Raw genomic sequence first — 10,507 nt, 5'->3', positions numbered from 1 at the left:
GTTGAACTTCTTGCGGAGTTGCACCGGCAGGTCGGTTCCGGCGTATGCCATCGGGCAGGGTTCGGCGTTCGTCATCCATCTGACGCTCACCTTCGCAACACCGTTGCCGGAGGGGCTCGATGTCGGGGATATTTTGGAAAATAAAACGTGGAATACGGAGGAATATATCGTAAAAAACACTATCTTTCGCAACCACAGGGCCCGGAACCTGGTCATCAAGACACCGGGGCGGGTCGTTGTCCGCAACAATCTCTTCTCGTCGATGATGGCGGCAATCCTCGTCAAGACCGATATGTCTTTCTGGTACGAGTCGGGAGCCGTGGATGACGTGGAGATCGCGGACAACCGCTTCGAGGAGTGCGTGTCGGGCGGCGGAAAGTTCGGTGTGATTACGGTCGGCAACTCGCGGGAGAAACGCTTCCCGGACGGGATCATGCACCGCAACATCCGGATCGAGGGGAACCTGTTCCGCACCTTCGACAGCAACATCCTCGATGCCGAGTATGTGGACGGGCTGGTGTTCCGCAACAACCGCATGGAGCGGACCGATACCTGGGCTCCGATCAGTCCCGAACGCCCCGTGCTGCTGTTGAGGCACAACCGGAACGTGACGATCGGGGGAAACACGTACGACGGAAAAGAGAAATTTACCCAAACCATCCAATAACTCTGAACCTATGAATCGCAACCATCTGCTTTATGCCCTGCCGCCTTTGGCTCTGGCGGCCTCGTGCAGCGAACACCCCCAGGAGCCCACGCGGCCGAACATCCTGCTGATCGTGGCCGACGACCTCGGCATGGGCGATTTGGGCGCCTACGGAGGTACGGCCATCCAGACGCCGCACATCGACTCGCTGGCCTCGCAGGGTATCCGCTTCGAGAACGGCTACGCCACCTCGGCCACCTCGACTCCGAGCCGCTACGCCCTGTTCACGGGCCTCTACCCGTGGCGGAATGCCGACGCCAAGATCCTCCCGGGCGACGCCCCGCTGCTGATCCCCACCGACATCCCGACCCTTCCGAAGATGATGCAGGCGGCGGGCTACAACACGGCGGCCATCGGCAAGTGGCACCTGGGCATGGGCGACGGCAACGTCGACTGGAACCGCGAGATCACGCCGAGCGCCAACACCGTGGGCTTCGACTATACGAACCTGATCGCGGCGACGAACGACCGCGTGCCGACCGTCTACGTGAAGAACGGACTTGTCGAGGGACTCGATCCCGAGGATCCGATCCAGGTTGACTATGAGAAGAACTTCGAGGGTGAACCCACGGCCCTGACCAACCCCGAGATGCTGAAAATGAAGTGGCACCACGGGCACAACTGCTCGATCGTCAACGGCATCCCGCGCATCGGCTTCATGAAGGGCGGAGAGAAGGCCCGCTGGGTCGATGAGGAGATGGCCGACTATTTCGTTGCCGAAGTGGAGAACTTCCTCGACCGGCAATCCTCTGAAAAACCCTTCTTCCTCTACTACGGGCTGCACCAGCCGCACGTGCCGCGGGCTCCGCATGCCCGGTTCGTGGGCAAGACCGACCTGGGGCCGCGCGGCGATGCCGTGGTCGAGGCCGACTGGTGCGTGGGTGAGGTGATCGCCCACCTCGAAGAGAAGGGGCTGTTGGAGAACACGTTGGTGATCTTCACCTCGGACAACGGCCCGGTGATCAACGACGGCTACTACGACGATGCCGAGGAGCGTTTGGGCGACCACGACCCGAAGGCCGGGACGCGCGGCGGGAAATACAGCCTCTACGACGGCGGCACGCACGTCCCGATGATCGTCTGCTGGAAAGGCCACATCGCCTCGAAGGTCTCGCCGGCGCTGGTTTCGCAGCTTGACTTTTTTGCATCGCTGGGCAAGCTCGTCGGAGGAGAGGTTCCGGAGGGGCTCGACAGCCGGGACTATCTGGATGTTCTGCTCGGAAAAACCGATGCCGGACGTGAGGATCTGGTGCTCGAAGCGCAGGGCAAGCTGGCCTACCGCAGCGGGCAATATGCGCTGATCCCGCCCTACGAGGGTCCGGAGCGGAACATCACGAAGAACGAGCTGGGCAATGGCCCCTCGTGGCGGCTTTATGACCTCACGGCGGACCGCGGACAGCAGAGCGACCTTGCTGCGGAGCATTCCGAGGAGGTGGAGCGTCTCAAAGCGTCGTTTCTGTCGATCGTCGGCGACTACTACAAGCCCGCGGTGGAGGAGGAGCCGCTGAAATAGATTTTGAAACGAGAGAAACGGATGATACGGCGATAAATCGGCCGGGATTACTGTTGTTGACGCTTATGCTGACCGGCTCCTGTTGCCGGGAGCAGGGGAGCAGGAGTCGGTCCCCGGGGGCCCCGGGAGTTCGGACGAATGGTTCCGGGTGCCGTGTAATCCGCCCGTAATGGATGTCGTCCCGAATTATTGTACCTTGCAGTCCGTAACTCCGATGGCAGTCATCGGTCGCTGTAACGGCCGTCCGCACTTTACGATCATGAGCGATCTGTTTTTCGATATTTTTCGCATTCCGGAGCAAAACGCCCCCCCCTGCAAACAGATGTTTGCAGGGGGGTCCTCATTTCAGAACCTTTCCGGCCCTTTGAGTGGAGAATACGATAACTGAACCAATATCGTAATCGTCAATATGTCAACGTGTTAAGATTGTAAAAATTTTCAGATACACCGAATAGGCCACAACCTATTTTCGCTGTTTTCCCTTGTATTCACTTGGCTGTTACAAAGTTACGAAAAATTCCTGATTTTGCAACCGAATTGGAAACGAACCTGCGGATTTTTTTGCCGATTTTTGTGTGTAATATACGGTGTGTAAATATAAATAAATCAATAGATTATATTTTTGTTTGGTCCTGGATCCCAATCGGATATTTCCAAATCAAGTGATCCTGCGCTTTTCGAACAAGCGAACATCATGCTTGCTACCTTTCGGCTACCGAGGACCTTTTGTGTCATCTTGTGGAGCACACATAGGTGATGCTGCATGAGTGGTTCATTTTTTCAGACGAGTGTACTAATTACAGCTGGTTGCTGGGCTTTCGTTCTGTAGGCAATTGTATTGAGATTGAGAAACTGATTATCGGTTTTCGGCAAAAACCTCCACGGCCTCGACCAGATCAAGTTTGATGTCGCTCCAGTCCAGTCCCCGCAGGCAAACCGGATCAGGATCCTCATCAGCCATGCGAAAGTCTGTCAGACGCTCTAGAAGTTCGTCTGCGTTGTGCTCCCATTCGTGTCTGCGAGCGTGTAGCGCAAACATCTCTGCCAGCGGATATTTGGTCAGCAACATGTGCAGATCCCAGAAATCCTTTTTGCGTCCACCTCGCGATACAACATTCATCTTCATGGCAATCATGTCCTCGATGCTCGCCATCCGAACACCATCAATACAATCTGCAACTTTGAGAAACGGATCGGTATACATCAAATCAAGTTTGATGGCTTCTTGTTCCGACGGTCCGATGTAGTATCCGCGGCCGAATCCAATAATAGAGGTTGTGTCACTGCAATCATAATATGGAAAATGAGATTGCAGAAAGCGTTCGAATACCCGAAAATCGAGACTGCGATACTCGGCATCGGTAAACAGGTCGATGTCGACCGATTTTCGGTGTCCGTAGCGAAGACTTAGGTTTGTACCTCCGACCAGACGGAAGGGTGCAAACGATTCCTCGATCATCAGTATTCCGAGTGTCTCTTTCAACAGCGGCGTTACCGTTTCATAGTGCAGGTGGCTATTGTCGGCCATTTTGCGATGTCGTGTTTATGCGGTATGAGCTTTTCAGAGAATCGGTTTCGAGGGCCGCGAGAGTGGTGCCGTAGAATCGGGCAATCTCCGCTTTTTCTGCGTCATTACCTCGCTCCAGGACGCGGGCAATGACCGACTCACGGTATCGTCCCCAGTCCAGTGTGTCGAAATCGGTATCCCAGAACAGCGACCGACGAATTGCCGGTGTCCCGGATATGGCACGGCTCTTTTGACCATTCTTGTATTCGGCGATCTCGTAGTATGTCTGAAGCAGCAGCAGGAATCCCTCTTCGTATCCGAATGCCTGCTCAATCTTCAACGCCATTTCGACCGTCAGATTGCGTCGCCCCGTAATGACGGCATTGAGCGTCTGACTGTGTTCTCCGATGGAGGCAGCAAACGACCGCTGACTGAGATTGCGTTTCTTCAAATCCCTGCCGATTATCTTGCCCGGATGGATGCCTTTCAATATGTCAATTCTGCTTTTCATGGCTTCATCTGCAAATATACAAAATGCAAACGGATTTGTTTGCAAATTTATTATATTTTTCTGATTTTGGAAGATCGTTTTAGTCTGAAAAGTTGGTTACAAAACATCGTGTTGTTGTCGATGATGTTGGAAGCAATACCGCTCGCCATACTTTCTTTGAACAGCATGAACCTTCAGATGGTGTCCTTGCCGAACTTTGCAGTAAGAACCGAACCTGAAAAGCTATGGTCTTATCGACAAGTTAAGTGGTGATATCCAATTCCAAAATGATGATTTTTGCCGATACCGGCATATTATGGGAATTTTGTCCTGCTCTCTGAAGGACTGCCGGAGGCAAGCGTTGTCCGGGTTTCGGATACGGAAAAACATATAATTGATTCAAACACTGATAAACGAGTTCCGGGGTTGTCCCATTTTTGCCGTGGAAACCAAACCCGACAAAGATGGAAAATCAACACACGGATGACCTGTCCCGCATTCTGCGAACGGTCGAAGAGATCCTCGAGATCGTACACTTCATGAAGGATCATCGGAGCCAGCTCGAAGGCGATCCGATCCTTGATTTTGCGGAGGTCTGCCAGTTGCTCCGCCAGAGCGAACGCCAGGTGCGCCGCTTCCGCGAACAGGGGCTGCTCGTCGGCTTCAACATCGGAGCCCGGCGCATGTACCTGCTCTCCGAGGTGCAGGAGTTCATCCGCAAGATGCGCCGCCGCGGAAAACTCGAATCGTTGAATCAATAAATCTGTTACCCATGGAAAACAAACAAAATCCCCGGATCTATCGGCTTGTCCCCTCCGAACAGCTCGAACGTCTCATCAAGACGAACTTTCTGTTGAGTAAAGGTCTGCTGCTTTTTGAATACCTGTGCAGTCAAAGCGACGAACCGCTCTTCCTGACGGCCGATGCGGCCTGCGAAGTCCTCGACATTCGTCCCGAAACGCTGACCCGTTACCGCCAAAAACGGCTGATCCGCCCCAAGATCTATCGGCGGCAATTCCTGTACAGCGCCTATGATCTGCTGATGCTCGTTTACCGGATCAACCAGCGCAATCTGCAAAATGCGCTGCGGCGTACTCCCCGGATTGTGGTTGGAGCGGATGAGCAAAAAGTTTGACAGTGGGGTAGAAGGTTATTCCACAAGTGCCGACCTCGGGCCAAGATAGCGGCGTGCCTGCACCTTGAAGTCCCTTTTCGCACGATCTCCACCCGTCCGGGTTTGTCGTCCGAAAAAGGACTTCCGGTTTGTCCCGCCACTGAATATCGGCCCGTGGTCGGCACCTTCGTTTCTGAATGGGACCGGTCCATGAACCGTATGCCAAACTTCAAAATGGATTTGATATGATCGACCTTCAAAAACACATCCGGGAAGGCTGGACCGTCAGTGACTTTGTCGAGCGTTTGGCTCCCGAGTTGGATCGTATTATGTCGGGGCACAGCTGGCATCCTCCCTTTACCTCAAAGCAGGAACTTGCCACGTGGTGCCGGGAGAATCAGCCCTATTACAAAAAGCACATTCCGGGCGTTGTCGCCTATTTTGCCCGGAGGTATCGTTTACGTTGACAGCAGCAGGAGATGATTTACTACCACCGCTTTTATGTTGAGAGCCTGTATCCTGAGAACCGGCGGAGGATTCTCCGCTGGTTGTTTCGCTCTTTTAGTGTCTACTTGTGTGAAGCGACGCCTGCGGGTTATATGGGGCGATTCTACACGCAGGACATTCGTTTTCCGAAAGCAGCTTTCCGAGATTTAACATTCAGCCTTCGAGGTGACCACTCGTTATGTCTGTGGGTCATCTCATATGACCTGCACACGCTCTATCTTGAGCGGAATATTTATATCTATGGAAAGTGGCTCGATAGATAGCTGTCTTTCTTTGTGGCTATTCAAGCAACATATATCCACATGTGGCAACATGTGGAGAAGAACTAGTTCTGGTAGAGAACGAAGTTATTACTCTTCTGAAAAAATGTGTTGAATCTTCTCCGATGTTATCTTTAAGGCGGTTAGTCTTGTAGCGCATTATTATTGTGCCTTGACGATCTCAGAGAGGGATTATTGGCTTTATATACTAAATCCTGATAATTGCGCTCTCCTGCAATTTGAGCGATAGATTTTCCGAAACAAGAAAGCGTCTGCGGAGGATGCCTGCAGAAACTTATCCAAACCGGCTTCCAGGCGTTCCTTTTTTGCTTCATGGACATAGCGCGTTCATACTCGGCATACAGCTTCTGGTACTCCTGATTTTGACAATAGTCGTGCTCTATGACCGGCTGGGAAGTGAAACTCGGTAGGTGACTCTTATTGGCTTCGGGGCGTCCGATCAGTGCTTTATACAGAATGGGACTTTCCAGCGGGTTGCGCTTCACCTGCACCAGATGAAAGTAAGGATAGCTGCCGCACCATAATCCACGGGATAGTCCTGACAATCGTGCAAATTGCTAATGATACGCTGAATCTTGATAGGAAAGATTTCTGTCGGGAACTCACTTCGGGCATCTTGGCTCCGGGACGCACTGTCTTGCCGATAATACCTTCTGCTGTTAATTTTGAGGGTTCCATAGCTATGCAGATCAAAAGATATAGCCTTCCTTTGGTTTGCGCCTTGCTCCATGTACTATTTGCGTCGCCTGTACCTGAAGTAACATTGCTTGCTTCTGCTTGTACCCGGACTCAATCCATTGCAGCAATTCATCTTCATAGAGTAGGCTTCTTCCCTCATTTGTAAGCCGGAATCAGTCCTTTACGCGCTAACGTGTAAAGTGTAGGTTTCGCCTTTCATGTGATTTTATAGACTTCGTCAATTTCAATAAGACGATGCTTATTAAAAGAGGTTTGCGGTTGTAATGCTGCTATTTGCCGGATTGGTTTCATCTGTTCTATGAGATAACCTACCGCCTGCGGCAGCTTATCAAAAGTGGTTTGTTCATTTGCCATGCGTATTTGTTTTTAATTGTTCTTTTTAATTGTTTGCTGGCAAAGGAAATTGGTGTTCTGATGATGGAAAACATCATCGGAATATAACTGTGAGATAACTTAAGATGGTGTTAAATTGTTGACTAATTAGTATAGTAATATGCGCTTGAATGCTATAAATGATTATTCTTGATAAGAAATAGCCTTGTTTTTCGTAAATGTGTAATATATGGTGACAAAACATATAGAGATAAAATATTCAGTATTTTGCTAACTTTATACTATTTAATTCAACTTATTATGGAATATGTTAGACATTTTTCATAAAAAGACATGAAAAGACATGAAAAGATAATTATAACCACCTAATGATAAAATTGTTTTTGTATGTTGTATTTTGATGAATCTGGATATACTGGATCTGATTTGGTAAATAGTAAACAACCATATTTTTCATTGGCCTCTATTAGGATGACAGATGAAGAAATTGCTCAAATAAAAAAGGATGTTAGTTATTGTGAATGGGGAAAAGAACTTCATTTCAAAAGTATGTATAAAAGTTATCAAGGTCAAAAAATGCTGGATAAGATATTTAACCACCCTCTGATGGATCATTATCACGTACTTCCATCGTTTGCGAACAAACGCTACTGTATCTATGCCTATATTGTGAATATTCTAGTAGAAACAATGTGCCACATCAATGGTATAAATCTATATGAAGGAGCAAAGAATCTGATTCTGGCTAATGGCTTGCATTGTTTTGCTATATTGCATCCTAATAAGGATTTGGTTACAGAATTTGAGAATAATTTTGTTGGTATGGTAAGAAACCCGTCAATAGAATCCGTTGCAAACTTTTATAGGACCACAGACAAGTTGAGATATGATGTTGATACAAGAGAGGAGTTCTTCAAGATGCTGTCAGAGATACCTCCTACAATGCAATATATTAAAGACGCTTTAAGCAATAACAAATTTTATATTGATTTAACATTACCATTGTTTTCCGAGTCAATTCAAGAATGGTATAAAAGAACTAAGGAAAAAGAGAATGTACATTTTGATTCCTCGGAACCATTTTTTGCATACATAGAGTTTATGGAAAGTCTAAGAGATGTGGAAGTACCAGAAACTGTTGTTGGGTATGGTAAAGGAAAGCACGTATATCCTCTGCCTGTTGGCAATATGAAAATTGCAAAGTCTCATGAAGAATTCGGAATACAGTTAGCAGATGTGTTTGCAAGTGCATTATGCTTTGCGCTTACACCGCGAAATGATAAGTTCGTAAAGTATCAAGAGAAGATAAAGTCGCTGCCAATATTCCAGAATATTAAGGTTAATATAGCTCCTTCTACAATTGATTTTATTGAAGAAAGAATGAAGGAAACAGCAGAGATTGATCCTTTGGATTTTCTATGCGAACATAGCGATCGTATAAATATAAACAAAAGCCAAAATATTTAATCATGGATTATACAGAGGTTAGTAATAGCATCAGAATGATGATGAAAGCTCAAGGCATAGATGACATGTATATTGATAAAGAGGAAACTTTATACTACGATGAATCAGGTAATATAAAACACTTGATTGTTAAAGATGGCAAGCTCAATGCAAATCCAGATACTGTATTTGTGTTGGGTGGTGTTCAGGCAGATGATATTATTTCTTTGGAAGAGTTGAAAACGGCATTAGGTAAAAACTTAGAAAAAGAAATAAAATCAACAAAGGATCTAAAAGGAACTTTTATTGAAATATTGCGCAAGGATAATTTTAGAAAAATACTCCAAATAATTCAAGACAAAGGATGGCATATTCATTTTTGTATTGTGCAGGTTTTCTATTATGGATTTGTGGATATTATTGATTCAATAAGTGGACTAGAGTGTAATCCTTTGGCATTCAAGGCTGAACTATACAAAGTCTTGAAAAGGAATCCAAATACAACAATCTCAATATTCAAAAAATATAAGTATCCAAATGTTGGAACAAAGTACATTAAGAATTTCTTGTCAGAACTTATAATCCTTATTGATGGTATTATTGCCGAAGATGCGAAAAAATACCGTTTAAATCCGTTGCTAGTCTTTCTCAAAAATTCTCTAGAGAAGGCTAAAGAACAGAAAGAATTGATTTTTATTCAGAATGAAACTACTCATGAATGGGTCGGAAATTTTGTGCAATTTTATAGGCAACAGATTCTTAGCTTCCCAAAGAAAACCTTGGTGTTTGATGAAGAAAAGCAAGTTATGAGCCAGATTGCAGAGGACAATATTATTATTGGAGGTAAAACTCCTGATAATTATAGTTTTAAGGAGTCTGAATCAGATGCAATGATACAAGTCTGTGATTATGTAGTTTCTATTTTACGTAAATATATGATTTTCCTCGACAGATTGGAACCAGAGGTTGATGCTGATATTCAAAATTTTGATGAAAATCAAATGAATAATTACAAACTCTTAAACAGAATACTTGCTGATTCTCTGAACTATAATCCATCGTTTGTGCATTTCGTTGCTTGTAAGTATACAGTTGCCAAATATCATAAGTATATGCAAAAGTATGGTGGTTACAGAGCGAATGAGTGACTTTATAATATGTTATTTTCATATTATGCATCACTAGGAGTTTTTAGTGTTTAGATAATCATAAGTAACTGATTATTACGTGATGTGAAGCTATAACTACAATTATTGGAAAGAGTTGATGTTGGAAAGTTTAATTTGATTGGTATAGAAAATACTTTGAGATTGATATAGCATAAAAAATTTAGCTGCTGTCTCAAGACGGTAGCTAAACCTTGTAATATAAGGTGAGTAACAATAAAATTTACGCTATTTTACTTTCCAGTTTAATCTCGGTCCGGCAAATGCTGTTTTTATTTTGGTTGTCGAGTTATTTTAGGTTCATGTCAAAGAACGGTAAAGTTCTGTTAGTTCAATTTAGTGTAGACTGTAAAGTTTTTCAGAACAAGTCAAGTCAAATCAAGTATGCTAGTATATCTAAATATGTATCTGAACATTTCTGATTCTTTTTTGAAAAACTTACCTTTCCTTAAAAACCTTATAAATATATGAATAGGATTGATTTTCTAATTCCCCTGCAACAACGTAAGCAACCGGTGAATACCGTATTGATTTGACAGAGAATATTACTATTAGGTCCGACTAGGTCCAACTTGTATAAAATTGGCTCAAGTCGGACCTAGTTTGTACTACTTGGGAGTGATTTGGTTTGATACTGTTCCCAAAAGTGTGTCTGGAGAAGGATAAATAAAAAAGTCTACAGATTTTTTAGATTTGTATAGGGAATCAACAAAAAACTAAAAAAGAGTAGACTTATGGTGTTGAC

At 45.8% G+C, this 10,507-nt stretch carries 9 protein-coding genes and 1 pseudogene; 7 read left to right on the top strand and 3 right to left on the bottom strand.

The window, feature by feature from the left end:
* The first annotated feature begins 1 nt into the window (after position 1).
* Positions 2 to 667 carry a hypothetical protein gene (locus B5G16_RS11335; RefSeq protein WP_087263923.1) on the top strand — a complete coding sequence of 222 codons (666 nt, stop codon included), beginning with the start codon at positions 2 to 4 and terminating at the stop codon, positions 665 to 667.
* Between the two features lie 10 nt (positions 668 to 677).
* Positions 678 to 2,219 (top strand): sulfatase-like hydrolase/transferase, encoded by a 1,542-nt coding sequence (locus B5G16_RS11330; RefSeq protein ID WP_087263920.1) that lies wholly within the window; start codon positions 678 to 680, stop codon positions 2,217 to 2,219.
* Between the two features lie 856 nt (positions 2,220 to 3,075).
* On the opposite strand, the gene B5G16_RS11325 is transcribed toward B5G16_RS11330, so the two are convergent.
* Together B5G16_RS11325 and B5G16_RS11320 are read right to left on the bottom strand one after the other, a co-directional pair.
* Positions 3,076 to 3,747: a nucleotidyl transferase AbiEii/AbiGii toxin family protein gene (locus B5G16_RS11325; RefSeq protein WP_087263918.1), complete on the bottom strand. Its 672-nt coding sequence runs from the start codon at positions 3,745 to 3,747 to the stop codon at positions 3,076 to 3,078.
* Positions 3,734 to 4,237 (bottom strand): HigA family addiction module antitoxin, encoded by a 504-nt coding sequence (locus B5G16_RS11320; RefSeq protein ID WP_087263973.1) that lies wholly within the window; start codon positions 4,235 to 4,237, stop codon positions 3,734 to 3,736. Before B5G16_RS11320 ends, B5G16_RS11325 begins: the two co-directional genes overlap by 14 nt.
* Before the next feature lie 443 nt (positions 4,238 to 4,680).
* Between B5G16_RS11320 and B5G16_RS11310 the strand changes: the two genes are divergently transcribed.
* The 3 genes from B5G16_RS11310 to B5G16_RS11300 all read left to right on the top strand — a co-directional run bounded on the left by B5G16_RS11310 (position 4,681) and on the right by B5G16_RS11300 (position 5,797).
* The gene (locus tag B5G16_RS11310; RefSeq protein ID WP_087263913.1) at positions 4,681 to 4,977 is read left to right on the top strand and encodes a helix-turn-helix domain-containing protein; all 297 of its coding nucleotides are present in this window, start codon (positions 4,681 to 4,683) and stop codon (positions 4,975 to 4,977) included.
* 11 nt (positions 4,978 to 4,988) lie between these two features.
* The gene (locus tag B5G16_RS11305; RefSeq protein ID WP_087263911.1) at positions 4,989 to 5,351 is read left to right on the top strand and encodes a hypothetical protein; all 363 of its coding nucleotides are present in this window, start codon (positions 4,989 to 4,991) and stop codon (positions 5,349 to 5,351) included.
* A gap of 224 nt (positions 5,352 to 5,575) precedes the next feature.
* Positions 5,576 to 5,797, top strand: a complete 222-nt coding sequence (locus B5G16_RS11300; protein WP_087263971.1) for a hypothetical protein — start codon at positions 5,576 to 5,578, stop codon at positions 5,795 to 5,797.
* Positions 5,798 to 6,807: 1,010 nt separating this feature from the next.
* Here the strand turns inward: B5G16_RS11300 and B5G16_RS11290 are convergent.
* A pseudogene (locus tag B5G16_RS11290) lies at positions 6,808 to 7,171 on the bottom strand (helix-turn-helix domain-containing protein).
* A 366-nt stretch (positions 7,172 to 7,537) separates the two neighbouring features.
* Between B5G16_RS11290 and B5G16_RS11285 the strand changes: the two are divergent.
* Both B5G16_RS11285 and B5G16_RS11280 read left to right on the top strand, forming a co-directional pair.
* On the top strand, positions 7,538 to 8,617 hold the full coding sequence (locus B5G16_RS11285; RefSeq protein ID WP_087263907.1) for a DUF3800 domain-containing protein: 1,080 nt from the start codon (positions 7,538 to 7,540) through the stop codon (positions 8,615 to 8,617).
* 2 nt (positions 8,618 to 8,619) lie between these two features.
* Positions 8,620 to 9,744 carry a DUF3800 domain-containing protein gene (locus B5G16_RS11280; protein ID WP_087263905.1) on the top strand — a complete coding sequence of 375 codons (1,125 nt, stop codon included), beginning with the start codon at positions 8,620 to 8,622 and terminating at the stop codon, positions 9,742 to 9,744.
* Positions 9,745 to 10,507 lie beyond the last annotated feature (763 nt).

It is taken from the genome of Alistipes sp. An66, from assembly GCF_002161445.1.
Classification (GTDB): Bacteria; Bacteroidota; Bacteroidia; order Bacteroidales; family Rikenellaceae; genus Alistipes; species Alistipes cottocaccae.
Note: the sequence above shows the minus strand (reverse complement) of the source record. Positions and strands in the feature narration are given on the sequence as shown.